This window comes from Xanthomonas bonasiae, assembly GCF_017163705.1.
Classification (GTDB): domain Bacteria; phylum Pseudomonadota; class Gammaproteobacteria; order Xanthomonadales; family Xanthomonadaceae; genus Xanthomonas_A; species Xanthomonas_A bonasiae.
Genome location: NZ_JAFIWB010000041.1, coordinates 1 through 25,443, shown reverse-complemented (window position 1 = coordinate 25,443; position 25,443 = coordinate 1). Strand labels below are relative to the sequence as shown.

The 25,443-nt window shown below is 69.5% G+C and carries 26 protein-coding genes; 20 read left to right on the top strand and 6 right to left on the bottom strand.

Going from position 1 to position 25,443, the window contains the following annotated elements:
• Positions 1 to 67: 67 nt before the first annotated feature.
• Both JR064_RS21925 and JR064_RS21920 read left to right on the top strand, forming a co-directional pair.
• On the top strand, positions 68 to 532 hold the full coding sequence (locus JR064_RS21925) for a DUF4126 domain-containing protein (protein WP_191826179.1): 465 nt from the start codon (positions 68 to 70) through the stop codon (positions 530 to 532).
• A complete protein-coding gene (locus JR064_RS21920) occupies positions 529 to 1,917 on the top strand; it encodes an FAD-containing oxidoreductase (protein WP_206231129.1) in 1,389 nt (462 codons plus the stop codon). The genes JR064_RS21925 and JR064_RS21920 overlap by 4 nt, the downstream gene beginning before the upstream one ends.
• A gap of 136 nt (positions 1,918 to 2,053) precedes the next feature.
• On the opposite strand, the gene JR064_RS21915 is transcribed toward JR064_RS21920, so the two are convergent.
• Positions 2,054 to 2,872 (bottom strand): HDOD domain-containing protein, encoded by an 819-nt coding sequence (locus JR064_RS21915; protein ID WP_191826181.1) that lies wholly within the window; start codon positions 2,870 to 2,872, stop codon positions 2,054 to 2,056.
• 624 nt (positions 2,873 to 3,496) lie between these two features.
• Here JR064_RS21915 and JR064_RS21910 point away from each other — a divergent pair.
• Positions 3,497 to 3,991 (top strand): hypothetical protein, encoded by a 495-nt coding sequence (locus JR064_RS21910; protein WP_191826182.1) that lies wholly within the window; start codon positions 3,497 to 3,499, stop codon positions 3,989 to 3,991.
• Between the two features lie 71 nt (positions 3,992 to 4,062).
• Here the strand turns inward: JR064_RS21910 and JR064_RS21905 are convergent, their stop codons facing one another.
• Together JR064_RS21905 and JR064_RS21900 are read right to left on the bottom strand one after the other, a co-directional pair.
• The gene (locus tag JR064_RS21905) at positions 4,063 to 4,494 is read right to left on the bottom strand and encodes a hypothetical protein (protein WP_241093227.1); all 432 of its coding nucleotides are present in this window, start codon (positions 4,492 to 4,494) and stop codon (positions 4,063 to 4,065) included.
• A gap of 46 nt (positions 4,495 to 4,540) precedes the next feature.
• Positions 4,541 to 5,014, bottom strand: a complete 474-nt coding sequence (locus JR064_RS21900) for a YehS family protein (protein ID WP_179569339.1) — start codon at positions 5,012 to 5,014, stop codon at positions 4,541 to 4,543.
• Positions 5,015 to 5,261: 247 nt separating this feature from the next.
• Here JR064_RS21900 and JR064_RS21895 point away from each other — a divergent pair, with 247 nt between their 5' ends.
• The 5 genes from JR064_RS21895 to glpK all read left to right on the top strand — a co-directional run bounded on the left by JR064_RS21895 (position 5,262) and on the right by glpK (position 11,269).
• Entirely contained in the window at positions 5,262 to 5,924 is a 663-nt protein-coding gene (locus tag JR064_RS21895) for a hypothetical protein (protein ID WP_206231128.1), read from the top strand.
• 58 nt (positions 5,925 to 5,982) lie between these two features.
• The gene (locus JR064_RS21890) at positions 5,983 to 6,837 is read left to right on the top strand and encodes a DeoR/GlpR family DNA-binding transcription regulator (RefSeq protein ID WP_206231127.1); all 855 of its coding nucleotides are present in this window, start codon (positions 5,983 to 5,985) and stop codon (positions 6,835 to 6,837) included.
• Between the two features lie 323 nt (positions 6,838 to 7,160).
• Positions 7,161 to 8,675: a glycerol-3-phosphate dehydrogenase gene (gene glpD, locus JR064_RS21885; protein ID WP_206231126.1), complete on the top strand. Its 1,515-nt coding sequence runs from the start codon at positions 7,161 to 7,163 to the stop codon at positions 8,673 to 8,675.
• A 181-nt stretch (positions 8,676 to 8,856) separates the two neighbouring features.
• The gene (locus JR064_RS21880; RefSeq protein WP_179569331.1) at positions 8,857 to 9,675 is read left to right on the top strand and encodes an MIP/aquaporin family protein; all 819 of its coding nucleotides are present in this window, start codon (positions 8,857 to 8,859) and stop codon (positions 9,673 to 9,675) included.
• 94 nt (positions 9,676 to 9,769) lie between these two features.
• Positions 9,770 to 11,269: a glycerol kinase GlpK gene (glpK, locus tag JR064_RS21875; protein WP_179569329.1), complete on the top strand. Its 1,500-nt coding sequence runs from the start codon at positions 9,770 to 9,772 to the stop codon at positions 11,267 to 11,269.
• A gap of 115 nt (positions 11,270 to 11,384) precedes the next feature.
• On the opposite strand, the gene JR064_RS21870 is transcribed toward glpK, so the two are convergent.
• A complete protein-coding gene (locus JR064_RS21870) occupies positions 11,385 to 11,603 on the bottom strand; it encodes a hypothetical protein (RefSeq protein WP_206231125.1) in 219 nt (72 codons plus the stop codon).
• A 344-nt stretch (positions 11,604 to 11,947) separates the two neighbouring features.
• Between JR064_RS21870 and JR064_RS21865 the strand changes: the two genes are divergently transcribed.
• The 8 genes from JR064_RS21865 (at position 11,948) to JR064_RS21830 (ending at position 18,986) form a co-directional block, all read left to right on the top strand.
• Positions 11,948 to 12,511 carry a peroxiredoxin family protein gene (locus JR064_RS21865; protein ID WP_191826311.1) on the top strand — a complete coding sequence of 188 codons (564 nt, stop codon included), beginning with the start codon at positions 11,948 to 11,950 and terminating at the stop codon, positions 12,509 to 12,511.
• A 4-nt stretch (positions 12,512 to 12,515) separates the two neighbouring features.
• Positions 12,516 to 12,731 (top strand): hypothetical protein, encoded by a 216-nt coding sequence (locus tag JR064_RS21860; protein ID WP_206231124.1) that lies wholly within the window; start codon positions 12,516 to 12,518, stop codon positions 12,729 to 12,731.
• Positions 12,732 to 12,835: 104 nt separating this feature from the next.
• A complete protein-coding gene (locus JR064_RS21855; RefSeq protein ID WP_206231123.1) occupies positions 12,836 to 13,480 on the top strand; it encodes an HAD-IA family hydrolase in 645 nt (214 codons plus the stop codon).
• Positions 13,481 to 13,857: 377 nt separating this feature from the next.
• Positions 13,858 to 14,859 carry an aldo/keto reductase gene (locus tag JR064_RS21850; RefSeq protein WP_425510325.1) on the top strand — a complete coding sequence of 334 codons (1,002 nt, stop codon included), beginning with the start codon at positions 13,858 to 13,860 and terminating at the stop codon, positions 14,857 to 14,859.
• Positions 14,856 to 15,710: an amidohydrolase family protein gene (locus JR064_RS21845; RefSeq protein WP_206231121.1), complete on the top strand. Its 855-nt coding sequence runs from the start codon at positions 14,856 to 14,858 to the stop codon at positions 15,708 to 15,710. Before JR064_RS21850 ends, JR064_RS21845 begins: the two co-directional genes overlap by 4 nt.
• Positions 15,711 to 15,760: 50 nt before the next feature.
• The gene (locus JR064_RS21840; RefSeq protein ID WP_179569319.1) at positions 15,761 to 16,507 is read left to right on the top strand and encodes an SDR family oxidoreductase; all 747 of its coding nucleotides are present in this window, start codon (positions 15,761 to 15,763) and stop codon (positions 16,505 to 16,507) included.
• Positions 16,508 to 16,541: 34 nt separating this feature from the next.
• Entirely contained in the window at positions 16,542 to 17,399 is an 858-nt protein-coding gene (locus tag JR064_RS21835; RefSeq protein WP_206231120.1) for a fumarylacetoacetate hydrolase family protein, read from the top strand.
• Positions 17,400 to 17,666: 267 nt separating this feature from the next.
• Complete coding sequence (locus JR064_RS21830; protein ID WP_206231119.1) at positions 17,667 to 18,986, top strand: L-fuconate dehydratase; 1,320 nt, start codon at positions 17,667 to 17,669, stop codon at positions 18,984 to 18,986.
• Between the two features lie 803 nt (positions 18,987 to 19,789).
• Here JR064_RS21830 and JR064_RS21825 read toward each other — a convergent pair.
• Both JR064_RS21825 and fucP read right to left on the bottom strand, forming a co-directional pair.
• On the bottom strand, positions 19,790 to 20,167 hold the full coding sequence (locus JR064_RS21825) for an L-rhamnose mutarotase (RefSeq protein ID WP_206231118.1): 378 nt from the start codon (positions 20,165 to 20,167) through the stop codon (positions 19,790 to 19,792).
• A 1-nt stretch (position 20,168) separates the two neighbouring features.
• Positions 20,169 to 21,482 carry an L-fucose:H+ symporter permease gene (gene fucP / locus JR064_RS21820; RefSeq protein ID WP_206231132.1) on the bottom strand — a complete coding sequence of 438 codons (1,314 nt, stop codon included), beginning with the start codon at positions 21,480 to 21,482 and terminating at the stop codon, positions 20,169 to 20,171.
• Between the two features lie 303 nt (positions 21,483 to 21,785).
• Between fucP and JR064_RS21815 the strand changes: the two genes are divergently transcribed.
• The 4 genes from JR064_RS21815 (at position 21,786) to mdcC (ending at position 25,254) form a co-directional block, all read left to right on the top strand.
• Positions 21,786 to 22,541 carry an IclR family transcriptional regulator gene (locus JR064_RS21815; protein ID WP_206231117.1) on the top strand — a complete coding sequence of 252 codons (756 nt, stop codon included), beginning with the start codon at positions 21,786 to 21,788 and terminating at the stop codon, positions 22,539 to 22,541.
• Positions 22,542 to 22,639: 98 nt separating this feature from the next.
• Complete coding sequence (locus JR064_RS21810) at positions 22,640 to 23,089, top strand: hypothetical protein (protein ID WP_206231116.1); 450 nt, start codon at positions 22,640 to 22,642, stop codon at positions 23,087 to 23,089.
• Between the two features lie 197 nt (positions 23,090 to 23,286).
• Positions 23,287 to 24,930, top strand: coding sequence for a malonate decarboxylase subunit alpha (gene mdcA / locus JR064_RS21805; RefSeq protein WP_179569307.1), 1,644 nt, complete (start codon positions 23,287 to 23,289; stop codon positions 24,928 to 24,930).
• 9 nt (positions 24,931 to 24,939) lie between these two features.
• Positions 24,940 to 25,254, top strand: coding sequence for a malonate decarboxylase acyl carrier protein (gene mdcC, locus JR064_RS21800; RefSeq protein ID WP_206231115.1), 315 nt, complete (start codon positions 24,940 to 24,942; stop codon positions 25,252 to 25,254).
• Positions 25,255 to 25,443 lie beyond the last annotated feature (189 nt).

Below are 25,443 nucleotides of genomic sequence, written 5' to 3'. Positions count from 1 at the left end.
CCGTGCGGTACGCCGCGCTTGCCAGGTTGTCCCGGGTTTCTTTTTGCCACTTTCCGGAGTCGCCGCCATGAGCCTGCTCGTCGTCGCGCTGTTGATCGGGATCGTCGCTGGCCTGCGCGCGATGACCGCGCCGGCCGTGGTCAGCTGGGCCGCCAGCCTGGGCGTGCTGCCGTTGATCGGCACGCCGCTGGCGTTCCTGGGTTGGCGCTTCACGCCGTGGATCGTTTCGCTGCTGGCCATCGGCGAACTCGTCACCGATCAATTGCCGGGCACGCCCAGCCGCAAGGTGCCGCTGCAGTTCGGCACGCGCATCGTGACCGGCGGCCTGTGCGGCGCGGCGGTGGGCATGGGCGGCGGGCTGTGGGTGGCGGCGATGGTCGCCGGTGCGCTCGGCGCGGTGCTGGGCACCTATGGCGGTGCCGCGGCGCGTGCGGCGATGGCGCAGCGTTTCGGGCGCGATCTTCCCGCCGCGCTGCTCGAAGACGCGGCGGCGATCGGCCTGGGCGTGCTGGCGATGGCGCTGCTGCGATGAGCCGTCCCTTCGACGCGATCGTGGTCGGCGCCGGCCAGGCCGGACCGTCGCTGGCCGGGCGGCTGGTCGCGGCCGGCATGCAGGTGGCGCTGGTCGAGCGGCAGCTGCTCGGCGGCACCTGCGTCAACACTGGCTGTATGCCCACCAAGACCCTGGTGGCCAGCGCGCGCGTGGCGCACCTGGCGCGGTGCGCCGCCGACTACGGCGTGCAGGTGCAGGGAGAGGTCGGCATCGACATCGCGCGGGTGATGGCGCGCGCGCATGCGGTGACGCACAGCGCGCGCGACAACCTGGAGCAGTGGCTCGGCGGCATGCCCGGGCTCACCGTGTTGCGCGGCCATGCCCGCTTCGAGGCGCCGCAGCGGTTGCGCGTGGGCGAGGAGTGCATCAGTGCGCCGAAGATCTTCCTCAACGTCGGCGGACGTGCGCATGTGCCGGCGCTGCCGGGCGTGGAACGGATCGACTACCTGACCAATACCTCGATCCTGCAGCTGCAGGACGTACCGCGGCACCTGGCGGTGATCGGCGGCAGCTACATCGGCCTGGAATTCGCACAGATCTTCCGCCGCCTCGGCGCGCAGGTGACAGTCGTCGAGCAGCAGCCGCGCCTGATCGCGCGCGAGGACGAGGACGTTTCCGAATGCATCCGCACGGTGCTGGAAGGCGAGGGTGTGACGGTGCGGACCGGCGCGCAGTGCATCGCGTTCGCGCCGCATGCGCAGGGCGTGGCGGTGCAGGTGGATTGCCACGAAGGTGCGCCGCAAGTGATCGCCAGCCATGTGCTGCTGGCGATGGGGCGGCAGCCCAATACCGACGATCTGGGTCTGCAGCACGCCGGCATCGCCACCGACGCACGCGGCTACATCGTCGTCGACGAGCAACTGGCGACCAGTGCCGCAGGCGTGTGGGCACTGGGCGACTGCAACGGCCGCGGCGCGTTCACCCACACCGCCTACAACGACTACGAGATCGTCGCCGCCAACCTGCTCGACGGCGGCCAGCGGCGGGTGTCGCAGCGCGTGCCCGGCTATGCGCTGTACACCGATCCGCCGCTGGGCCGGGTCGGCATGACCGAGGCGCAGGCGCGCGCCAGCGGCCGTCCGCTGCTGTTCGCCAAGCGGCCGATGACCCAGGTCGGGCGTGCGCGCGAGAACGGCGAGACCGCCGGCTTCATGAAACTGGTGGCCGATGCGCAGACCCACCGCATCCTCGGCGCGGCGATTCTCGGCATCAACGGCGACGAAGCCATCCATGGCGTGCTCGACCTGATCAACGCCGGGCAGCCGTTCGAGACGCTGCAATGGGCGGTGCCGATCCACCCGACCGTGTCCGAACTGTGGCCGACCGTGGTTGGCGCGCTGCAGGCCGAGGCGGCCAGCGCGTAGCGCACGCGCCCGCCACCAAATATGTAGGAGCGGCTTCAGCCGCGACCGGGCGTTACCGGTAACGCCCGGTCGCGGCTGAAGCCGCTCCTACAGGGGATCCGATCGCCTTCGTTGCCGAAGGCGCGGCGAGAAACGCTTAGCGCAGCATCTCGGTGAACGCGCGGTCGGCCTCGATCACGTCCGGCAGCGCGGCGAACAGCGCGTCCAGGTCCACGTCGTCCAGCAGCGGGCCGCTGACCGCCTGCCGCGCTTCCGGGGTCGCGCCGCCGTGGCGCTCCAGCGCATCGGCGACCAGCGCCGCCTGTGCCACCACGCGCGGCATCGGTTGGTCTTCCGGCGCCTGCAGCGGCCGCGCCTGGAAGGCGATCGCGGTCTGGATCACCTCCGGCAGGTGCCAGCGCCGCGCCAGCTCGGCGCCCACTTCCGGGTAGCCGAAGCCCAACTGCACGGTCTCGTCGGCGGCGCGGCCGCTGGACGAGGCATCCGGATGCAGCTGCGCGGCATAGTCCGGCGCGCCGGTCTGGATCAGCAGCTCGCCGATGTTGTGCATCATCCCGCAGGTGAACGCGGTCTCCGCATCCAGGCCCTTCTGCCTGGCCAGCAGCCGGCACACGCCGGCGACCTCGAAGCTGTGCAGCCAGAACGCGCGCAGGTCGAAATGGGCCGGCGCATGGAACGCGTCGGTCATCGACGAGGCCAGCACCAGCGTACGCAGCGTGTTGAAGCCCAGGCGCAGCGCCGCGTCCTCGACGCTGGTCGAATCGCGCGCGCCGCGGAACCGCGCCGAGTTGGCCAGGCGCAGTACCTTGGCGGCGATCACCGGGTCGCGCTCGATGCTGCGCGCCACGCTGTCCAGGCTGGTGGTGGGATTGTCGAATTGCAGGATCAGCTCCTGCGCCACCTTGGGGATGGTCGGCAGGGTGTGCAACTGGTCGAACAGCACCTCTAGTTTCATGGGGACCTCAAAACGGAACAGGAGGGGGCGCCATCCGCGCGGGCGGCGGCGCTCGCCATGGGAGCGAATCCCGCGCATCGTAGACCGAATCGCGCCGGGCGGCGTGCACACCTGGGGGTATGGTCCGTCCTGATGGCACTGGCTGGACATGCCGCAAGACGTGTGGACAACGCGTTGCGGGAGCGGAGCCGGGCGGCCCTGGCAGGCGTTTCCGCTGCGAGCCGCTGCGAACGGGCGCCGACCGTCGATGCCTGGACCGGAAGACGCACGTCGCGTGGCGCTTGAGCGTGTGCGTGCGCCCGCGCCGGACCGCGAGCGTCGGTCGTCCGGCGGTCCCCCGTGGCGTGCTTCTCGCCCGTCGCGACACGAGTGCCCAGGGGTCGGGCTGGCACGAGCGCGAACACCGGCAGCGCCGCGATGCGATCGCCGTGGCCGGTCGTGAACGCGATTCGCCGAGCGGCGGCGGCCGGCCGCATCGTTCGCTGCCGAGCAGGCGGTCCGCGATGGCGGCCGGTGCTGCGCGTCATCCAGGTGTCACCGAATTGACCCAAACTCGCCGAACTGGGGAGCCGGTCCCATCGACCGTGCGGCCTTTCTCATCCGCGAACGCGGCAGGATCGAACGATGAAATACATAGTGCTGGCGCTGGCATGCGCCCTGGCGGCACCGGCGGCGCTGGCGCAGTCGGGGTATGTGGAGATCGAGCGCAAGTTGAGCGCCGAGCAGTTGCGCGAGGTCGGGCTGACTCCGGCGCAACTGGCCACGCTCAACCGCCTGCTGCGCGACGCCGAGACGCGCGAGGCGGCACAGGCCCCGGCGCGGCCCGCGTCGGCGCCTGCAGCGGCCGTCGCCGGCGATCCCCAGGCCGGGCAGGGCATGATGATCGGCCTGGACGACGGCCCGATCAGCGCCCGCGTGCAGGGCGAAGTCGCCGGCTGGGCGCCGGGCACCGTGTTCGTGCTGGACAACGGCCAGCAGTGGAAGGTGCTCAAGGGCAGCATGACCCTGCGCACCGCGCTGGCCTCGCCGGCGATCAAGGTCGTGCCCGGCATCGCCGGACGCTGGTTCCTGCAGGTGGACGAAGACCTGCCGAAGGCGCGGGTCTACCGGATCCGCTGAGCGCCTGCGGCCGTACCGCACGCGGCGCCTGGCTGGGCGCGCCTGCATTGCAGGTGCGCGGCGGTAGGGCCTCAATTCGCGTGTTCGAAGGCCTCGAGCAGCTTGGCGCCCAGCCGCGCGTCATCCATGCCGCAGTGGATGGTGTGCTCGTCGCTGTCCTCCCCGCCGTGGTGGCGGAAATCGACGGATGGGATGAAGGCCACCGTAGCGCCGGTCCATTCGACGCCCACGGCTGTTGCCTTCTTGCCGAGTGCGGCCCAACGCTTGACGCCGGCGGCGTGCAGGATCGGCCGCTGGATGCGCTGCCATTCGGACTGCGGCGGATGCGCGACGCCTTCGATCGAATGTTCGAGCGATTCCCGGATCGCGCTCGCCAGCCCGGCTGGATCGTCCGCACGGATGGAGAGAACCTCCCCATGCGCGATCCACAGGCCGGTGTCGGTCAACGACATCGCCTGAAGCAGAACGGTTCCCTCGATCCTGTAGGCGGCCACCTTCTTCATCCTGGCTCCGGGCGGTGTCCTGCCATCGGCCGCGGCGCGGCCTGCCTCACCCCGCCGCGCGCATCCGCAGCGTCAGCCCCTTGAGGAAGTTGCGCAGCAGCTGGTCGCCGCACAGGCGGAAGTTCTTGTGCTCGGGCTGGCGGAACAGCGCCGACAGCTCCGGCTTGGACACCGGGAAGCCGGCGTCGGCGAAGATCTGGTGCATGTCCACGTCCTTCAGCTGGAACGCCACGCGCAGCTTCTTCAGCACCACGTTGTTGGTGACCCGGGTTTCCACCGGGCGCGCGGGCAGGCTGTCGTCGCGGCCGCGGTAGTGGAACACCAGTCCGTCGAGGAAGTGCGCCAGCACCAGATCGCTGCATTCGACGAAGCCGTCCTCGTCTTCCTTCTTCAGGTAGGCCGGCACTTCGCTCTTGTCGATCGGGAAGGCGGGATCGGCGAGGTGGACCGTGTCCACGATCATCTGGTCGCTCAGGTCGAGCATGTAGCGGATGGAGCGCAGTACGTCGTTGTTGATCATGGCCGGTCCGGTGCTGCCGGTCGCGTCCGGCTGGGTGCGTAGTCTAGCCGTGTCATCCATCGCGAGCAGGCCGCCATCTGCCGGGACCGATCCGCGCGCCGTGGTCGCTGGCGTCCCCGCTGCGCCCTCGCCCGCACGTGGCCGCATCTCCACGTTTCCACAGCCCGCTGTTTCACAGGCGTGGCCGGGCTGCGTCTTTAGGGCTGGAGCGAATGCGCTCCGTCCCCATGGATCGCAGGAGTCGACGATGAGCAACTATCTCCCCCAGCGCAGCTACCGCCAAGGCAAGTTCGAGCTGGAGGTGTATCCCTACGTGGCCCCGCCGGACAACGTGTTCGAGGCACTCGCGGCGCTGCAATACGGCGCCGATTTCCGCCTGCGCTTCAGCCGTGCCGCGCCGCAGAGTGGGGATTTGGGGCTGATCCAGCTGATTCTTCCGCAGACCCGGGTGTTCACCCATACCGTGATCGGAAGCTGGAACGTGGACAAGCGCGCGGCCGATCCGGCGCAGCGGCCGATGCTGCGTTGCCTGTACGGCGAGCCGGACCACTTGGTCGGCCCGCATTCGGCCTACTATGAAGGCCAGCCCGTGCGCAGCACCGGCGCCACCGAGTGCAGCCTGATCGACACGCCGCGCGAGTTCAACGCCGCGATCGAGGCCGGCCGCTTCAGCGGCACGACCGAAACCCGTTTCGCCAACTATCTGGTCGACCTTGCGAGCGGCGAGGTGTACGACCAGGGCATCGTCTGGCGCTACCACGTCATCCAGGACGCGACGCATCTGACCCGTTTCGACCTCAGCATCGACCCGCCGACGCCGTGCACGCTGAAGACCAGCAGCGCGCACCGCGGTGCGCTCGCGCGCTTCCTGGGCATGGAGCGCGACGAGGTCACCAGCTTCGTGCGCTGATCCGCTGGATCGCCGGCGGCGTTTGCATCCGCGCGCGCATGCGCCCCATCATCGGCGCATGGACAACACGATTCCCAAGCCGAGCGCGATGCCGGCGCTCAATCCGCGCCAGGAACAGCTGGTGGCGCTGGTGCGGCAGCAGGGCTATGCCGAAGTGGAAGGGCTGGCCACACGTTTCGAGGTGACCCCGCAGACCATTCGCCGCGACGTGGCGCTGCTGTGCGAGGCCGGCCTGTTGCGCCGCTACCACGGCGGGGTCAGCCTGCCATCGAGCGTGGAGAACCTGGCCTACACCGCGCGCAAGGCGCTGCAGGCGCAGGAGAAGCGGCGCATCGCCACGCTGCTGGCGCAGCACATCCCCGACGACGCGTCGCTGTTCATCAACATCGGCACCACCAACGAGGACGTGGCGCGCGCGCTGATGGGGCACAGCGGGCTGCGGGTGATCACCAACAACCTCAACGTGGCGGTGATGATGAGCGCCAATCCGAGCTTCGAGGTGATGGTGGCCGGCGGGCGCGTGCGCGGCCGCGACCAGGGCGTCACCGGCGAGGCGACGATCGAGCTGATCCGCCAGTTCAAGGTGGATTTCGGCGTGATCGGCATTTCCGGCATCGATCCGGACGGCACCTTGCTGGATTTCGATTTCCACGAGGTGCGGGTGGCGCAGGCCATCATCGAGCACTCGCGGCAGGTGTTCCTGGCCGCCGACCACAGCAAGCTCGGCCGCAACGCCATGGTCCGGCTCGGGCCGATCGCGCGGGTCCAGGCCTGGTTCACCGACCGTGCGCCGCCGCCGGAACTGGCCGCGGTGCTGGCCGAGGCCGGCACCCGCGTGTTCGTCGCCGAGGGGGGCGCCGACGGCGAGGCCGAGGCGGACGTGGCGGCCGGCAGCCAGGCCGATCCGGACTGAGTGCCGCATCGGGGGGGGGGGGGCGAGCGGCCCAGCGACCTCGGCGAACGACACGGCGACCCCGCAGTTCGTGTGCGTTTATGTTCGTATTGTTTCGTTATTATGACGTTAAACTCTGCCGAGGGTCGCTGTCGGCGGGAGGTCTGGTGCCGGAAATGAGGCGGTTTGCACATGGCTATGCCGCGAACGGCAAGGCTTTGCGTTGACTCCACGCTGCACTGCAGCGTGCTATGTTCGAAAATGTTCGTTTACGATCTTTTCGTCCTTCGTCGTCGACCCGAGCGTTCGCTCGCCCGGGGACACGACGCTTCCGGAGTCAGGCAATGCGCGAGATCTACGATGTGCTGGTGGTCGGTGGCGGCATCAACGGCGTGGGCATCGCCCGCGACGCGGTGGGCCGCGGCCTGTCGGTGTGCCTGTGCGAGCGCGACGATCTGGCCTCGCATACCTCCAGCGCCAGCACCAAGCTGATCCACGGCGGGCTGCGCTACCTGGAGCAATACGAGTTCGCGCTGGTCGGCAAGGCGCTGGCCGAGCGCGAAGTGCTGCTGCGCCTGGCCCCGCACATCATCTGGCCGCTGCGCTTCCTGCTGCCGCACCAGCCGCACCTGCGCCCGGCGTGGATGATCCGCACCGGCCTGTTCCTGTACGACCATCTCGGCCGCGGCCGTCGCACCTTGCCGGGCTCCAGGCGCATGGCGCTGCGTTCGGATCCGGTCGGCGCGCCGCTGCGCGAGGAATTCCGCACCGGCTTCGTGTATTCCGACGCCTGGGTACAGGACGCGCGGCTGGTGGTGCTCAACGCGATGGATGCAGCGCAACGCGGCGCGCGCATCCTGACCCGCACCCGCTGCGTCGCGGCGCGCCGCGTCGGCGGCGTATGGCAGGTGCAACTGGAGCATGCCGACGGGCACCGCCAGGAGGTGCAGGCGCGGGCGCTGGTCAATGCCGCCGGGCCGTGGGCGGTGCAGTTCCTGGACGACGTGGCCAAGGTCGGCCACGACCACGCGCTGCGCCTGGTCAAGGGCAGCCACATCGTGGTGCCGCGGCTGTTCGAGCACGACCATGCCTACATCTTCCAGCAGCCCGACCGGCGTATCGTGTTCGCGATCCCCTACGAGCACGACTTCACCTTGATCGGCACCACCGACGTGGACTACCGCGCCGATCCGTCCGCGCCGAAGATCGATGCCGAGGAGACGCGCTACCTGTGCGAGGCGGCCAACCGCTATTTCCTCAAGCAGATCGCGCCCAGCGACGTGGTGTGGAGCTACAGCGGCGTGCGCCCGCTGCTCGACGACGAGGAGGACAACGCCGCCGAGGTCACCCGCGACTACCTGCTGGAACTGGACACGGACGACGGCGCGGCGCTGCTCAACGTGTTCGGCGGCAAGCTCACCACGTATCGCAAGCTGGCCGAAGAGGCGGTGGACCGGCTGGTCGCGCAGGCCGGGCGCAAGGCGCCGGCCTGGACCGCGCGCGGCGCGCCGTTGCCCGGCGGCGAGCGCCGCGACATCCGCGCGCTGGCGCAGGAGCTGTGCGCGGCGCGGCCGTGGCTGAGCGAGGCGACCGCGTGGCGGCTGGCACGCAACTACGGCACCCGTGCAGCGCAGCTGCTGGGCGACGCGGCATCGGTGCAGCAACTGGGCCAACACTTCGGCGCCGATCTGTACCAGGCCGAAGTGGACTACCTGCGCGAACACGAGTGGGTGACCCAGGCCGACGACCTGCTGTGGCGCCGCAGCAAGCTGGGCCTGCGCATCGACGCCGCCGGCCGCCAGCGCCTGATCGACTATCTGCAGCAGGCGCCGGCCGCGGTGGCCGCCGCGCCCGCATGAGCCGCGCACCGCGGCCGGCTCGCCCGCCATCGGGCGCCGGCCGTGCGTGCACAATCGCCGCGCGCATCGGCCATCGCCGCCGCGCGCGAACCTGGAAACGACCGTGGAGGGTGGCAGGCATGTGCAAACCGACGACCGGCATCGCCGGCAATGCGACGACAGCGACACGGGAGCCGCGGCCATGAACCGGCAACTGCTCGGCGAGCTGATTTCCGAAGCGGTGGCGATGGTGATCATCATCGCCTTCGGCTGCTCGGTGGCATGCATGTACGTGCTGTACGACCCCAGCCCCTACCAGCACGCCTACTGGGGCGTGTGCATGGCCTGGGGCCTGGCGGTGACGATCGCCATCTACGTCACCGCGTCGGTCTCCGGCACCCACGCCAACCCGGCGGTGACCCTGGCGCTGGCGCTGTTTCGCGGTTTCGCGTGGAAGAAGGTGTTGCCGTACTGGGCGGCGCAGGTGGTCGGCGCGTTCCTCGGCGCGGCCATCGTCTATCTGCTGTTCGCGCCGGTGATCGACCATTACAACCAGACCCAGCACCTGACCCGCGCGGCGGGCGGGGCGGCCGGCGTGTTCTTCACCGCGCCGGGCCTGGCGATCACGCCGATGCATGCGCTGCGCGACCAGGTGATCATGACCGCGTTCCTGATCTTCGGCATCTTCGCCATCACCGAGCGCTACAACGAGGCCGCGCCCGGCGCCAATGCCGGCGCGCTGATCATCGGCCTGCTGGTGGCGACCATCGGCGCCTCGATGGGCTACCTGGAAGCGTGGGCGATCAATCCGGCGCGCGATTTCGGGCCGCGCCTGTTCGCCTATTTCGCCGGCTGGGGATCCTCGGCGCTGCCGTCGGCCGACAACTACTGGTGGATCCCGATCGTCGGCCCGCTGGTCGGCGGCGTGATCGGCGGCGCCGCCTACCAGTGGCTGATCTATCCGTTCCTGCCGGCGCGGGTGAAAGCGCTCGAGGAAGAAGCGGCGTCGCGCCGGGCCTGAGCCGGCGCGCGGTATCCGGTGCCGGCGTCGCCGGCACCTCCCCAATCATTCCGGGCGCCGCAGCGCGCGCCTTACGACCCCGCAGGAGTCACCGATGGAAAAGAAATTCATCCTGGCCATCGACCAGGGCACCACCAGTTCGCGCGCGATCCTGTTCGACCGCAAGGGCCACATCGTGGGCATGGCGCAGCGCGAGTTCGGGCAGATCTTCCCGCAACCGGGCTGGGTGGAACACAACCCGCGCGAGATCATGACCAGCGTCTACACCACGATCACCGAACTGCTGAACAACCAGCAGGTGGACGCCAGCGCGATCGCCGGCATCGGCATCACCAACCAGCGCGAGACCGCGGTGGTGTGGGACCGCGCCACCGGGCAGCCGATCTACAACGCCATCGTCTGGCAGTCGCGGCAGACCAAGGACATCTGCGAGCAGCTCAAGGCCGCCGGCCACGAGGACATGGTGCGGGCCAAGACCGGCCTGCTGATCGATGCGTATTTCTCCGGCACCAAGGTCAAGTGGATCCTCGACCATGTCGAGGGCGCGCGCGAACGCGCGCAGCGCGGCGAGCTGGCGTTCGGCACCATCGACAGCTGGCTGATCTGGAACCTCACCGCCGGCAAGGTTCACGTCACCGACTACACCAACGCCTCGCGCACGCTGCTGTACAACATCCACGAACTGCGCTGGGACGAAGAGCTGCTGCAGATGCTCGACATCCCCGCCTCGATGCTGCCGGAGGTGCGCTCTTCCAGCGAGATCTACGGCACCACCCAGGGCCAGTATTTCTACGGTCATGAAGTGCCGATCGCCGGCATCGCCGGCGACCAGCAGGCGGCGCTGTTCGGCCAGGCCTGCTTCGAGCCGGGCATGGCCAAGAACACCTACGGTACCGGCTGTTTCATGCTGATGAACACCGGCGAGAAAGCGGTGGAATCCAAGAACGGCCTGCTCACCACCATCGCCTGGGGCGTGGACGGCAAGGTCGTGTACGCGCTGGAAGGGGCGATCTTCGTCGCCGGCTCGGTGGTGCAGTGGCTGCGCGACGGACTGCGCATGCTCGGCAAGGCCAGCGACTCGGAAGAGTACGCCGAGCGCGCCGGCGACAACGACGGCGTGTACTTCGTGCCGGCGTTCGTCGGCCTGGGCGCGCCGTACTGGCGCAGCGACATCCGCGGCGCGGTGTTCGGGCTGACCCGCGGCACCACCAAGGAACATTTCATCCGCGCCGCGGTGGAGTCGATGGCGTATCAGACCCGCGACGTGCTGACCGCGATGCAGGTCGATTCGGGCATCGAGCTGAAGGAACTGCGCGCCGACGGCGGCGCGATCAGCAACGACTTCATGGCCCAGTTCCAGAGCGACATCCTCGACGTGCCGGTGCTGCGCCCGGAAGTGGCGGAAACCACCGCGCTGGGCGCTGCCTACCTGGCCGGCCTGGCGACGGGCTTCTGGAAGGACCGTGCGGAGATCGCGCAGCAGTGGGCGGTGGATCGCCGCTTCGAACCGCGCATGCCGGCCGACCGCCGCGAGGAACTGTACGCCGGCTGGCAGCAGGCGGTGGAAGCGACGATGGGGTTCCGCATTCGCTAACAGTCGCCAACCCTTCCGTTGCTTCCTGTAGGAGCGGCTTCAGCCGCGACCGAGTCCTACCGGGACGCCCGGTCGCGGCTGAAGCCGCTCCTACAGGGGGTTGCGGGGCCTGACGCTACAAGTACTGCGTCGGCCCGCGCGGCCCCGGCACCGGGGCGTCGACGCCACCGACCGGATCGCTGATCGGCGGGATGGTCGGATCGATCGGCTGGTCGGGGATCGGATCCACCGGCCGGTCCGGCGTCGGGTCCACGCCGGGATTGGGCACCTGGCCCGGCACCTCGTTCGGTGGCTGCTGCGGATCCTGGCCGGGGTTGGGATTCTGCATCTGCATATGCGCCTCATGATTCGGGAACCAGGCTGCACCGTGCGCGCCGCCGCGAACGCAGCGCGTGAAGCCCGGGGCAAGGGCGGATGAAGGCGTGCAAGCGCTGCTCCCTGCAGATGGTGCTCCATGCCCTTGGAAAAGCACGGCATGCAGGCGGTGCGCTCGCGCAAGACGCGGCGCACGCCATTGGAATGCGCAGCTGCGGCAAAGCGTGATTGCTTCCCCAGCATGGCCACGCGGCCGCAAAAACCGCACGCCAGGCGTTGACCGAACCCGGCGCAGCTGCGCAGCCTGCAAGCGACACCGCACGGGATGCACAGCGCATGGCACGTCGTTTTCCCTGGAGTTGGCTGGCCTTGCTCGCGGCCTGCGCGCTGCTGGTGGTGCTGGCCTGGCAGAACCGCACGCTGCGCGAAGAGCGGCGCTGGTTCGTGACCCGCACCACCGAGCCGTACCTGGGCATGTATGTGCCGAAGATCGCGGCGACCGCGCTGGACGGTTCGGCGCTGACCCTGGGCGTGCCGGCGGCGGACGCCCAGGTGCTGTTCTTCTTCACCACCACCTGCCCGTACTGCAAGCGCTCGGCGCCCAGCGTGGTGCAGGCGGCGCAGCGCCTGGCCGAGCAGGGTGGCGGCCGCGTGCAGGTGCTGGGGGTGTGCCAGTGCAGTCCCGATCAGGCGCGTCGCTATGCCATCGAGCACCGCTTCGCCTTTCCGGTGACCACGCTCACCGATCGGCGCGCGCTGATGCTGTTCCGCGCGCGCAACGTGCCGCTGCTGCTGGCGCTGGACCGCGATGGACGGGTGCGCTATGCGCGCGTCGGCGTCTTCGATACCACGGAGCGGGTGCAGGACCTGGTGGCTGCAGTGCGACGCACGGAGGCGCCGGCGGCCTTGGCAATTCTCGAGGAGTGAAGACATGAAACAGCGTTGGACAGCGTTGCGCAACGGGATGGTCGCCGCCGTGTTCCTGGCCTGCATGGGCTTCGGCGCGGTGCAGGCGACCGCGGGCGACGGGATCGAGAAGGATGCAGCGTGTAGCGCCTGGGCGTGTCAGCAGGAATGCGCGCCGTTCGGCGGCGAGTTGGGGCCGGGCGGTTCCGGCAAGCCGCTGGTCTGCTACTGCTGCGGTTGAGCCAGCGCCGGGGCCGGCCGCGGCCGGCTCCGGCTTAACCGCACGCAGGCGCGCATCGCGGTCGTGCTGGCGACGCGGCAGGCGCTGCGGCATGCTGCTGCCGCATGCGGCGCTACGACCTGATCATCTTCGATTTCGACGGCACCCTGGCCGATTCCTTCGCCTGGTTCCTGGACACCATCAACGACGTCGCCGACGAGTTCGGCTTCCGCCGCTTCGAGCCGGCGCGGCTGCAGGAAATCCGCAGCCTGAGCGCGCGCGAGCTGATGGCGCGCAGCGGCATCCGCTGGTGGCGGGTGCCGGCGGTGGCGCGGCGCATGCGCGCGCTGATGGCCGCGCAGATCGAGCGCATCGCGCTGTTCGACGGCGTGGCCGAGCTACTGGACGCGCTCGCGCGGGCCGGCGTGCAGTTGGCCCTGGTGACCTCCAACAGCCGCGACAACGTCGAGCGTGTGCTCGGCGCCGAACTGACCGCGCGCTTCCGCCACATCGGCTGCGGTGCCGCGGTGCTGGGCAAGCGCCGCAAGCTGCGCGCGGCGCTCAAGGCGTGCCGGGTACCGGCCAAGCGCGCGCTGTGCGTGGGCGACGAGATCCGCGACGCCGACGCCGCGCGCCAGGCCGGCATCGCCTTCGCCGGCGTCGGCTGGGGCTACACCCTGCCGGCCGCGCTGCAGCCGCACACGCCGCTGCCGCTGCTGCAGCGTCCAACGGATGTGTGGGACCGACTGGGCCTGCCCATCCCGGCCTGATCGCGCCCCTGCCGCACCGCTGCGCCAGCCATCCCAGCTCCGATTCCGCCCCTGCCTGCTCGCAATCCCTCCGCGCCGGGGAACTGCTTCTAACCATTCCCGATTCCCCATTCCCGTCTCCCAGCCCCAATGCTGCACCGCGTCGTTGATTGTTCACTTATGATTGCTATATTCATATACGAACAGCCGGCAAGCGGCGCCAGCGACCAGGGCGACGCGATCCGGCCACCATCCGATCTGGCCCCAGGTGGGCGGAGGCGTGGCATGCGCAATCCCAGCAGTCCCCGATCCTGCAGGTCGAGCGGGCGCCTTGCGTCGGCGAACGGCCGAGGCCGATGCGAGTGAACGCTGCCATCGCCGCCACCGAACCCGGCCCGATCGCGCAGCGCCCTCTGGGCCGCAGCGAGGTGCGCATCGCCACGCTCGGCTTCGGCGCCGCGCCGATCGGCAATCTGTATGCGGAAGTGGACGATGCGGTGGCGCTAGCCGCGGTCGCCGACGCCCATGCCGCCGGCATCCGCCATTTCGACACAGCGCCGTACTACGGCTACGGGCTGAGCGAACGCCGGCTCGGGCAGGGCCTGCGCGGGCTGCCGCGCGCCAGCTACACGCTGTCGACCAAGGTCGGGCGTCGCGTCTACGACGACGCCGGGGCCGCGCCGGGCCGCGACGGCTTCGCCGTGGCCGGGCGCGGCGCCACGTTCGACTACAGCCGCGACGGCGTGCTGCGCGAGTTCGAGGCCAGCCTGCAGCGGCTCGGTACCGACCACGTGGACGTCCTGCTGCTGCACGACATCGGCCGCCTCACCCACGGCGAACGCCACCCGGCGATGCTGCGCCAGGCGCTGGACGAGGCCTTGCCGGCGATGGCCGAGCTCAAGGCCAGCGGCGCCTGCCGCGCGATCGGCATCGGCGTCAACGAGGAAGACATCGCGCTGGAACTGATGCCGCTGTTCCCGCTGGACTGCGTGATGCTGGCCGGCCGCTACACCCTGCTCGAACAGCACGCGGCGCAGCGGATCATGGCGCAGGCGCTGCAGCATCAGGTCGGCATCCTGGTCGCCGGCCCCTACAGCTCGGGCCTGCTCAGCGACGCGCGCGGCCCCGGCGACACCTACAACTACGCGCCGGTGGATCCGGCCACGCTGGCGCACGCGCAGCGCCTGTTCGCCGCCTGCGCGGCGCAGGGCGTGGACGTGGGCGCGGCCGCGCTGCAGTTCCCGCTCGCGCACCCGGCGGTCGCCGCGGTGGTCGCCGGCATGCGCACGCCGGCCGAGGTGGCCAGCGCCGCCGCGCGCCTGCAGGCGTCGATCCCGCCGCTGCTGTGGCAGCAGCTGCGCGACCAGGGCCTGCTGCAGGCGCAGGTGCCGACGCCGTGAACGTGGTCGATGCGCACGTGCACTTCTGGCAGCTGGCGCGCGGCGACTACGCCTGGCTGACGCCCGAACTCGCCGCGCTGTATCGCGACTTCGTGCCCGAAGATCTGATCGCCACGCTCGATGCGCACGGCGTGGATGCGATCGTCGCGGTGCAGGCGGCGCAGACCGAAGCGGAGAGCCGCTACCTGTTGCAGCTGGCACGCACGCAGCCGCGCATCGCCGGCGTGGTCGGCTGGATCGAGTTCGAGGCCGCCGACGCGGCCGCGCGCATCGCCGCGCTGTGCGCCGAGGGCGACGGCCTGCTCAAGGGCCTGCGGCCGATGGTGCAGGACCTGGCCGATCCGCAGTGGCTGGCGCGGCCGCAGCTGGATCCCGCGTTCGACGCGATGCTGCGGCACGACCTGGCGTTCGACGCGCTGGTCAAGCCGCTGCACCTGCCCGCGCTGCAGGTGCGCTTGCAGCGCCATCCGGCGTTGCGCGTGGTGCTCGATCATGCCGCCAAGCCGGCGATCGGCGGCGATGGTTTCGCCGCCTGGGCCGACGGCCTGGCACAGCTGGCGCAGCATCCGAACGTGCTGTGCAAGCTGTCCGGCCTGCTCACCGAGCTGCCTGCCGACGCCGACGCGACGGCGATCGAGCCGTACGTGGCGCAGGTGTTCGCCTGCTTCGGCGCGCAACGGGTGCTATGGGGCAGCGACTGGCCGGTGCTGACCCAGCGTGCCGGCTACGGCGAGTGGTTCGCGCAGGCGCAGGCGCTGGTCGCGCGCCATGCCGCCGGCCACGCCGCCGACGTGTTCGCCGGCACTGCGCGCCGTTTTTACCGTTTGTCCGACCCGATTCCTTCCCCCTGATTGAGAGTGCCCACCATGACCACGTCCGCATTCCTTCCCCGGAGCCGCGCATGAGCGGCCGACTGCAAGGCAAGCGCTGCCTGATCACCGCCGCCGGCGCCGGCATCGGCCGCGAGAGCGCGCTGGCCTGCGCGCGCGCAGGCGCGCAGGTGCTGGCCACCGACATCGATGCCGCCGCGCTGCAGGCGCTGGCCGCCGAATCCGATGCGATCGTCACGCAGACGCTGGACGTCACCGACGCCGCGGCGATCCAGGCGCTGGTCGCGGCGAACGCGCCGTTCGACGTGCTGTTCAACTGCGCCGGCTACGTGCACCAGGGCAGCATCCTCGACTGCGACGAACCGGCGTGGCGGCGTTCGTTCGCGATCAACGTCGATGCGATGTACTACCTGTGCCAGGCGGTGTTGCCGGGCATGCTGGAACAGGGCCGCGGCAGCATCGTCAACATGTCCTCGGTGGCGTCCAGCATCAAGGGCGTGCCGAACCGCTTCGCCTACGGCGTGACCAAGGCCGCGGTGATCGGCCTGAGCAAGGCCATCGCCGCCGATTACGTGGCCAAGGGCATCCGCTGCAACGCGATCTGCCCGGGCACGATCAAGACGCCGTCGCTGGGGCAGCGGGTCAAGGCGCTGGGCGGCGACGAGCAGGCGGTGTGGAAGAGCTTCACCGACCGCCAGCCGATGGGCCGCCTCGGCGACCCGCGCGAGATCGCGCAGCTGGTGGTGTACCTGGCCTCGGACGAATCCTCGTTCACCACCGGACAGACCCACATCATCGACGGCGGCTGGTCGAACTGACCGCCCACCTATTTCCCTTCAGAGAGGACCTCCCATGAAACTGCTGCGCTATGGCGAACCCGGCCACGAACGTCCGGCCCTGCTCGACGCCGATGGTCACCTGCGCGACCTGTCCGCGATCATCGACGACGTCGCCGGCGAGCACCTCACCGCCGCCGGCCTGGACAAACTGCGTGCGCTCGATCCGGCCACGCTGCCCAAGGTGGAAGGCGAGGTGCGCTACGGGCCGGCCGTGGGCCGCGTCGGCAAGTTCATCTGCGTCGGCCTGAACTATGCCGATCACGCCGCCGAGTCGGGCATGGCGGTGCCGGAGATGCCGGTGCTGTTCATGAAGGCCACCACCGCGATCAGCGGCCCCAACGACACCGTGACGATTCCGCGCGGCTCGAAGAAGAGCGACTGGGAAGTGGAACTGGGCGTGGTGATCGGCGATGTCGCCCGCGACGTGTCGCTGGAAGACGCGCTCAAGCACGTCGCCGGCTACGCGGTGATCAACGACCTGTCCGAGCGCGAGTTCCAGCTCGAGCACGGCGGCCAGTGGGTCAAGGGCAAGAGCTGCGACGGCTTCGGCCCGCTCGGCCCGTGGCTGGTCACCCGCGACGAAGTGGCGGATCCGCAGAACCTGTCGATGTGGCTGGAGGTCAACGGCCACCGCTACCAGAACGGCAACACGCGCACGATGGTGTTCGGCGTGGCCGAGCTGGTCAGCCACATCAGCCGCTACATGACGCTGATGCCGGGCGACGTGATCAGCACCGGTACGCCGCCGGGCGTGGGCCTGGGGCAGAAGCCGCCGATCTACCTGAAGCCGGGCGACGTGATGGCGCTGGGCATCGAAGGCCTGGGCGAGCAGCGCCAGGCCGTGGTCGCCCACCCGCGCGACGCAAGCTAAAGCCATAAAGCCCCTCTCCCCCCGGGAGAGGGGTTGGGGTGAGGGTACGAGGCGAAGCCACCTCGCCATCCATCCGGATGCGGTCTTCGCTCGCGCCACCACATCCCACGTGTGGGACGGGGCTGCGTGCTTTTGCTTCGTTCGTGTTCTGGATGGACGGCGGCAGTCGTGCACTCCCGCACCCTCACCCCAACCCCTCTCCCGGGGGGAGAGGGGCTTTTTCATCGCATTTTCTTTTTCTCTACCGCCTCACCGACCAGGATCCCCATGAGCAAAATCGTTGCCCTCGAGACCTTCGACGTGCGTTTCCCCACTTCGCGCGAACTGGACGGTTCCGATGCGATGAATCCGGATCCGGACTACTCGGCCGCCTACCTGCGCCTGCGCACCGATGCCGACGACGGCCTCGCCGGCTACGGCCTGGTGTTCACCATCGGCCGCGGCAACGACGTGCAGAGCGCGGCGATCGCGGCGCTGTCGCACCATGTGATCGGGCGCGACGTGGAAGAAGTCATCGGCGACCTGGGCGGCTTCGCGCGCAGCCTCACCGACGATTCGCAGTTGCGCTGGCTGGGCCCGGAGAAGGGCGTGATGCACATGGCCATCGGCGGCGTCATCAACGCCGCCTGGGACATGGCCGCGCGCCGCGCCGGCAAGCCGCTGTGGCGCTACATCGCCGAGCTGTCGCCGGAACAGCTGGTGGCCACCATCGACTTCCGCTACCTCACCGACGCGCTGACCCCGGACGAAGCGCTGGCCATGCTGCGCGCGGCCGAGCCGCTGCGCGCCGAACGCCTGCAGACGCTGCTTGAGCAGGGCTATCCGGCCTACACCACCTCGCCAGGCTGGCTCGGCTACTCCGACGAGAAGCTGGTGCGCCTGGCCAAGGAAGCGGTGGCCGACGGCTTCCGCACGATCAAGCTCAAGGTCGGCGCCAACGTGCAGGACGACATCCGCCGTTGCCGCCTGGCGCGCGAAGCGATCGGCCCGGACATCGCGATGGCGGTGGATGCCAACCAGCGCTGGGACGTCGGTCCGGCGATCGCCTGGATGCGCCAGCTGGCGGAATTCGACATCGCCTGGATCGAGGAGCCGACCAGCCCCGACGACGTGCTCGGCCATGCCGCGATCCGCCAGGGCATCGCGCCGGTGCCGGTCTCCACTGGCGAGCACACGCAGAACCGCGTGGTGTTCAAGCAATTGCTGCAGGCCGGCGCGGTGGACCTGATCCAGATCGACGCCGCGCGCGTGGGCGGGGTCAACGAGAACCTGGCGATCCTGCTGCTGGCGGCGAAGTTCGGCGTGCGCGTGTTCCCGCATGCCGGCGGCGTCGGCCTGTGCGAGCTGGTGCAGCACCTGGCGATGGCCGATTTCGTCGCCATCACCGGCAAGATGGAAGACCGCGCGATCGAGTTCGTCGACCACCTGCACCAGCACTTCGTCGATCCGGTGCAGATCGAACACGGCCGCTACCTGGCGCCGACGCTGCCGGGCTTCTCGGCCGAGATGCACGCGCAGTCGGTCACCCAGTACCTGTACCCGGACGGCCCGTTCTGGAGCGCGGACCTGGCGGCGCAGCAGGCATAACGCGGCAAGCGCGCGCGGCCCAGGACCGCGCGCGCCCCCTGTAGGAGCGGCTTCAGCCGCGACAAACGAAGCGGCGGACTCGACGGCTCCGGAAGCCGTCGGGACTGAAGTCCCTCCCACAATGCACCCAGCCGGCTCGCCGCAGCTTCCTGTAGGAGCGGCTTCAGCCGCGACAAACGAAGCGGCGGACCCGACGGCTCCGGAAGCCGTCGGGACTGAAGTCCCTCCCACAGTGCATCCAGCCGGCTTGCCGCAGCTTCCTGTAGGAGCGGCTTCAGCCGCGACAAACAAAGCGGCGGACTCGACGGCTTCGGACGCCGTCGGGACTGAAGCCCCTCCCACAGTGCACCCAGCTGGCTCGCCGCAAGTTCCTGTGGGAGCGACTTCAGTCGCGACGAACGAAGCGGCGGACTCGACGGCTCCGCAAGCCGTCGGGACTGAAGTCCCTCCCACAGTGCACCCAGCCGGCTCGCCGCAGCTTCCTGTAGGAGCGGCTTCAGCCGCGACGAACGAAGCGGCGGACTCGACGGCTTCGCAAGCCGTCGGCACTGAAGTCCCTCCCACAGTGCACCCAGCTGGCTCACCGCAAGTTCCTGTGGGAGCGACTTCAGTCGCGACGAACGAAGCGGCGGCCCTGACGGCTTCGCAGGCTATCGGGGCCGAAGTGCTTTCGCAGTGCCATTGCCTGCAGCGCACACACCCCTGTAGGAGCGGCTTCAGCCGCGACGCGCTTTACCGATCAATCTGTCGCGGCTGAAGCCGCTCCTACAGGGTGGTTTCGGCAGCGCGGGGAACCGCTTGCCTCAGTCGCGCTCCTGCCTCCGCGCCTGCGCCGCTACCGCCGCCTGCAGCGAAAAGATCTGCAGCGCTTCGCGCCATTTCTCGCCCGGCGCCGAACCCGGCAGCGGCTTCTGAAAGCGCCACATCAGCTCTTCCCACGCCTGCACGCGCGGATCGGCCGCATCGGCCGCGGCCTTGGCCGCGGGCGAATAGTCCGCGTCCACCTCCATCAGCATCACCAGGCGGTCGCCGCAGCGGTGGATGTCCAACTCGCGGATGCCGGCGGCGCGCAACGAGGCGACGATCTCCGGCCACACCGTGTCGGGGCGATGCCAGCGTTCGTATTCGGCGATCAGCGCCGGATCGTCGTGCAGGTCGAGCAGATAGCAGTGACGCGGCATCTCAGGCTCCCGCGACGGTGGCGCGCGTCGCGGCCGCGCGGTCGCGCGCATAGGACGCGAACACCAGGATCACCGCGAAGCACAGCGCCGGTACGGTCATCGCCCAGTGGATGCCGGCGCGGTCGGACAGCGCGCCCATCAGCGCGGTCAGTGCGGCGCCGCCGATGATCGACATCACGATCAGCGACGAGCCGAGCTTGCGTGCGTCGTCGTTCAAGCCGTCCAGGCCCAGCGCGAAGATGGTCGGGAACATCACCGACATGAACGCGCTGCTGGCCACCAGCGCGTACAGCCCGGTCCAGCCCGGCAACGCGATCGCCACCCCGCACAGCAGCAGGTTGAGCAGCGCGAACGCGCCCAGCAACACCGCCGGCGCCACATAGCGCAGCAGGAAGGTGCCGATGAAGCGGCCGGCCATGAACAGCACCAGCGACACGGTCAGGAAGCTGGCCGCGGTCTTCTCCGGGGTGCCCGGCACCGCGTCCTGCAGGTAGCGGATCAGGTAGCTCCAGATGCCAACCTGCGCGCCGACGTAGAAGAACTGCGCGACCACCGCGAACACGAAGCGGCGGTTGCGCAGCAGCGGGCCGAAATAGGCCTTGCCGCCGCTGGCCGCGGCGCCGCTGTCGCGGGTGACCGGGAAGCGGGTCAGCCCGATCAGCAGCGCCCACAGCACCACCACCGCGCCGATGATCAGATACGGCGTCTGCACCGCCGCCGATTCGGCGGCGAAGAAGCTCGCGCGTGCGGCCGGCGCCATCGCCGCCAGTTCCTGCGGCGTGTGCTCCACGCCGGACAGGATGAAGTGCTGGCCGATCAGCACGCCGGTGATCGAACCGAGCGGATTGAACGCCTGCGCCAGGTTCAGCCGCCGCGCCGCGCCTTCGGCCGGGCCGAGCACGGTGACCAGCGGATTGGCGGTGGTTTCCAGGAATGCCAGGCCGCTGGCGATCACGAACAGCGCCAGCAGGAACAACCCGTAGGTGTGCTCCTGCGCGGCCGGGTAGAACAGGAACGCGCCGGTCGCGTACAGCAGCAGGCCGAGCACCACCGCCGCCTTGTAGCTGAAGCGGCGCATGAACATCGCCGCCGGGATCGCGAACACGAAGTAGCCCAGGTAGAACGCGCTCTGCACCAGCCCGGCCTGCAGGTCGGACAGCTCGAAGGCCTTCTTGAACTGCTTGATCAGGATGTCGTTGAGGTTGTTCGCCATGCCCCACAAAAAGAACAGGCTGACGATCAGGACCAGGGGCACGATGGCGGTACGCGCCAGGCTGCCGGGCGCCGCTGTTGCGGTGTCGCTGCTGTAGTGCATGCCGCCTACCCCTCCCAGGATGTGCCGCGTCGCGTTGAAGTTGTCGCCGGAGCGTACTGCGGTCGCTGTCGCCATGCAAATATAAAATACGTGTTTATATTTGCATGGCGCGCCATGGCGTGCGTCGTGTCCGAACACTGGCGTGGGCGGTCTTCGCAGGCGACGGCGCAGGCGTGCACGCGTCGGACCTGGCAGGCCATGCGGACATCCGCGCGCCAGGCGCGGGCCGGTTTCGCCGCGCTTCTGTCCGCGGACATTCCCTGTACCCTAGCGCCCTTCCACCCCCCGCCTGGCCTCGACGGAATGACCACGCCCCCGCCCAAGTACCGTGCTCCCGCCCTGGACAAGGGCCTGGATATCCTGGAACTGCTGGCGCGCGACGCGAGGCCGATGACGATGAGCGAGATCTCGCAGGGCATCGGCCGCTCGCGCGGCGAGATCTTCCGCATGCTGCAGGTGCTGGAAGAGCGCGGCTACCTGACCAAGGGGCCGGGCGAGGGCGGCTATGTGCTGACCAACCGCCTGTTCATGCTCGGCATGCAGCAACCGCAGGTGCAGAACGTCACCGAGGCGGCGCTGCCGGTGATGCGCCGGCTGGCCGATGCGATCCGCCAGCCCTGTCACCTGGTGGCGCCGTCGGACGACCAGATCGTGGTCATCGCGCAGATGGACGTGCCCAGCGACCTGGGCCTGGTGGTGCGCCCCGGCCACCGCCGCCCGCTCGCGCATTCCACTTCCGGCCTGGTGCTGTTCGCGTTCCAGCACGAAGACGCGCGGGCGCGGTTGCTGCAGCGCCTGGACGCCGGCGACGTGGCCTACGACCGCGCCGCGTTCCTCGCCGCCGCCGCGCAGGTGCGCGCGCTGGGCTACAGCATCCACCCCAGCGAAGCGGTGGTCGGCGTGATCGACCTGACCGCGCCGATCCTGCAGCACGGCAGCGCCATCTACACGCTGACCGTGCCCTTCATCGAACGCCGCCCGCAGGAAATCGATGCGCAGGCGGCGATGCAGGCGGTGTGCGCGGCGGCGGCGGAGATCAGCGCGGCGTTGGGCGTGTAGGCTGGGGTACGCTGCACAGAGCGATAGGCCGCAGTCGTGCCGACATTGGCGAACGCCGTAGCATCACGACGGCGCGACGATCAGGGGGAGGGCTGCGCGTGAATGCATGGGACGGCATCGTCGTGTTCGCCATCGGTGTCGCGCTCGTGGCGCTCGGGCTGCTCGTCTGGCTGCAGCATCGCCGCGATCACCAGACGGAATGGTTGGTGGAGCAGTCCTTTCGGCGCATCTCCGTCACCAGCGACGGTGTTCTCCTCACCGGTGCGGATCTGGTCGTGGTGAAGAAGGTGCAGCAATTCATGGACGCCAACTACGATGCGTCCTTCATGTTCGATAGCGAGGCCATGAATGGCAGCAATGCATTCTGGTACTGCAGCGGACCCGGCGCGCGCTGGTTCCTGGCGATCCCGTCGGTCACCGCGCAGCGAGGGCGGGTCGACGTGCAGTGGGTCGTGCGTCCGCTGACCGAGCAGCGCATGCGTGCCGTGCTGCGCTTCGATCGCGAGGCCTACCGGCGCGCGTTCGGCGCACCCCCCGACAAGGTCTAGCGAACGCGCTGGCACCGAACCCGCAGGCGTCGTCCAGCTGAATCGTCGCTAATCCCAAACGCTGTTTCAGCGCGCCCGATAGCGCCTGTTGCACCGCAGCGTGCATTGGTCACGGTTTCATAATTATATCGTAATTACAATTTTGGCCGGCCCGCCAGCCTGCGCGGACCACCCTCCATTCGCCGACGGAAAGCCTTATGCCTCAGGACTGGAACACGCTCGCCGACAATCGCCGGCAACGCCTGCAGCGCGCCGAAGGGCTGGCGCGCGGGCGCCTGGTGGAGGCCAAGGACGCCGTGGCGTTGCTGGAGGCGGTGATCGAGCCGGGCGACCGCGTGTGCGTGGAAGGCAACAACCAGAAACAGGCCGATTTCCTCTCGCAGTGCCTGACCGAAGTCGATCCGGCACGGGTGCACGGGTTGCACCTGCTGCAGTCGGTGCTGGCGCTGCCCTCGCACCTGGACGTGTTCGAACGCGGCATCGCGCAGCGCCTGGATTTCTCCTTCTCCGGGCCGCAGGCGCTGCGCCTGGCGCGGCTGGTCGCCGACAAGCGCATCGAGATCGGCGCGATCCACACCTACCTAGAACTGTTCGGGCGCTACTTCGTCGACCTGACCCCGCGCGTGGCGCTGGTCGCCGCGCAGGCCGCCGACCGCCACGGCAATCTGTACACCGGGCCGAACACCGAGGACACGCCGGTGATCGCCGAGGCCACCGCGTTCAAGGGCGGCATCGTCATCGCCCAGGTCAACGAGATCGTGGACACGCTGCCGCGCGTGGACATCCCCGCCGACTGGATCGGCTACGTGGTGCAGGCGCCGCGCCCGCACTACATCGAACCGCTGTTCACCCGCGACCCGGCGCAGATCTCCGAGATCCAGGTGCTGATGGCGATGATGGCGATCAAGGGCATCTACGCCGAGTACGGCGTGGACCGGCTCAACCACGGCATCGGCTTCGACACCGCGGCGATCGAGCTGCTGCTGCCGACCTACGCCGAGTCGCTCGGCCTGCGCGGCAAGATCTGCCGGCATTGGGCGCTGAATCCGCATCCGGCGCTGATCCCGGCGATCGAGTCGGGCTTCGTCAAATCGGTGCACTCGTTCGGCTCGGAACTGGGCATGGAGAAGTACATCGCCGCGCGCGCCGACGTGTTCTTCGCCGGCCCCGACGGGTCGATGCGTTCCAACCGCGCGTTCTCGCAGACCGCCGGCCTGTACGCCTGCGACATGTTCATCGGCTCCACGCTGCAGATCGATCTGCAGGGCAACAGCTCCACCGCCACCCGCGACCGCATCGCCGGTTTCGGCGGCGCGCCGAACATGGGCTCGGACGCGCGCGGCCGCCGCCACGGCAGCAACGCCTGGCTCAAGGCCGGGCGCGAGGCGGCGCGCCCGGGCGAGATGCCGCGCGGGCGCAAGCTGGTGGTGCAGATGGTGGAAACGTTCCGCGAGCACATGGCGCCGGCCTTCGTCGACCGGCTCGACGCGTGGGAGCTGGCCGAGCGCGCGAACATGCCGCTGCCGCCGGTGATGATCTACGGCGACGACGTCAGCCACGTGCTGACCGAAGAGGGCATCGCCAACCTGCTGCTGTGCCGCACGCCGGAGGAGCGCGAACAGGCGATCCGCGGCGTGGCCGGCTACACCGCGGTGGGCCTGGGCCGCGACAGGCGCATGGTCGAGAACCTGCGCGACCGCGGCGTGATCCGCCGCCCCGAGGACCTGGGCATCCGCCTGCGCGACGCCAGCCGCGACCTGCTGGCCGCGCGCAGCGTCAAGGACTTGGTGCGCTGGTCCGGCGGCCTGTACGCGCCGCCGCAACGTTTCCGCAACTGGTAAGGGATGTCGATGGAAACCCTTCGCTATCGCTACGACGGGCGCCTGGCGCCGAACGGCCGGCGCGACCACGTGCTGGTCGGCGTGGTGTCTTCCGGCAATCTGGAAGTGCTGATCGAGCCGCGGGACCTGGGCGGCGCGATGCAGATCGAGATCGTCACTGCCGCCGACGGCTTCGGCACGATCTGGCAGGCGGTACTCGACGATTTCGCCGCGCGCCATCCGCTGCGCGACGTGCGCATCTCGATCAACGATGTCGGCGCCACGCCGGCGGTGGTCGGGCTGCGCCTGGACCAGGCGGTGGAAGCCTTGCAGGAGGAGGCGTGATGGGTTCGATCCGGACATCCGCAATCGCCACGCTCTGTGTAGGAGCGGCTTCAGCCGCGACAGTATCCGGAGCCGGCGATAGTTCGGCTCCGTTCGTCGCGACTGAAGTCGCTCCCACAGGTGATGTCGCTCGGTTTCTTCCTGTAGGAGGGGCTTCAGTGCCGACTGTGTCCGGAGCCTGGGACATTT

What these genes read in the sequence shown, in the direction of transcription:
- JR064_RS21925 (WP_191826179.1), top strand. Translation starts at nt 68, where the DNA reads ATGAGCCTGCTCGTCGTCGCGCTGTTGATCGGGATCGTCGCTGGCCTG.
- JR064_RS21920 (WP_206231129.1), top strand. Translation starts at nt 529, where the DNA reads ATGAGCCGTCCCTTCGACGCGATCGTGGTCGGCGCCGGCCAGGCCGGA.
- JR064_RS21915 (WP_191826181.1), bottom strand. Translation starts at nt 2,872, where the DNA reads ATGAAACTAGAGGTGCTGTTCGACCAGTTGCACACCCTGCCGACCATC.
- JR064_RS21910 (WP_191826182.1), top strand. Translation starts at nt 3,497, where the DNA reads ATGAAATACATAGTGCTGGCGCTGGCATGCGCCCTGGCGGCACCGGCG.
- JR064_RS21905 (WP_241093227.1), bottom strand. Translation starts at nt 4,494, where the DNA reads ATGAAGAAGGTGGCCGCCTACAGGATCGAGGGAACCGTTCTGCTTCAG.
- JR064_RS21900 (WP_179569339.1), bottom strand. Translation starts at nt 5,014, where the DNA reads ATGATCAACAACGACGTACTGCGCTCCATCCGCTACATGCTCGACCTG.
- JR064_RS21895 (WP_206231128.1), top strand. Translation starts at nt 5,262, where the DNA reads ATGAGCAACTATCTCCCCCAGCGCAGCTACCGCCAAGGCAAGTTCGAG.
- JR064_RS21890 (WP_206231127.1), top strand. Translation starts at nt 5,983, where the DNA reads ATGGACAACACGATTCCCAAGCCGAGCGCGATGCCGGCGCTCAATCCG.
- glpD (WP_206231126.1), top strand. Translation starts at nt 7,161, where the DNA reads ATGCGCGAGATCTACGATGTGCTGGTGGTCGGTGGCGGCATCAACGGC.
- JR064_RS21880 (WP_179569331.1), top strand. Translation starts at nt 8,857, where the DNA reads ATGAACCGGCAACTGCTCGGCGAGCTGATTTCCGAAGCGGTGGCGATG.
- glpK (WP_179569329.1), top strand. Translation starts at nt 9,770, where the DNA reads ATGGAAAAGAAATTCATCCTGGCCATCGACCAGGGCACCACCAGTTCG.
- JR064_RS21870 (WP_206231125.1), bottom strand. Translation starts at nt 11,603, where the DNA reads ATGCAGATGCAGAATCCCAACCCCGGCCAGGATCCGCAGCAGCCACCG.
- JR064_RS21860 (WP_206231124.1), top strand. Translation starts at nt 12,516, where the DNA reads ATGAAACAGCGTTGGACAGCGTTGCGCAACGGGATGGTCGCCGCCGTG.
- JR064_RS21855 (WP_206231123.1), top strand. Translation starts at nt 12,836, where the DNA reads ATGCGGCGCTACGACCTGATCATCTTCGATTTCGACGGCACCCTGGCC.
- JR064_RS21840 (WP_179569319.1), top strand. Translation starts at nt 15,761, where the DNA reads ATGAGCGGCCGACTGCAAGGCAAGCGCTGCCTGATCACCGCCGCCGGC.
- JR064_RS21835 (WP_206231120.1), top strand. Translation starts at nt 16,542, where the DNA reads ATGAAACTGCTGCGCTATGGCGAACCCGGCCACGAACGTCCGGCCCTG.
- JR064_RS21830 (WP_206231119.1), top strand. Translation starts at nt 17,667, where the DNA reads ATGAGCAAAATCGTTGCCCTCGAGACCTTCGACGTGCGTTTCCCCACT.
- JR064_RS21825 (WP_206231118.1), bottom strand. Translation starts at nt 20,167, where the DNA reads ATGCCGCGTCACTGCTATCTGCTCGACCTGCACGACGATCCGGCGCTG.
- fucP (WP_206231132.1), bottom strand. Translation starts at nt 21,482, where the DNA reads ATGCACTACAGCAGCGACACCGCAACAGCGGCGCCCGGCAGCCTGGCG.
- JR064_RS21815 (WP_206231117.1), top strand. Translation starts at nt 21,786, where the DNA reads ATGACCACGCCCCCGCCCAAGTACCGTGCTCCCGCCCTGGACAAGGGC.
- mdcA (WP_179569307.1), top strand. Translation starts at nt 23,287, where the DNA reads ATGCCTCAGGACTGGAACACGCTCGCCGACAATCGCCGGCAACGCCTG.
- mdcC (WP_206231115.1), top strand. Translation starts at nt 24,940, where the DNA reads ATGGAAACCCTTCGCTATCGCTACGACGGGCGCCTGGCGCCGAACGGC.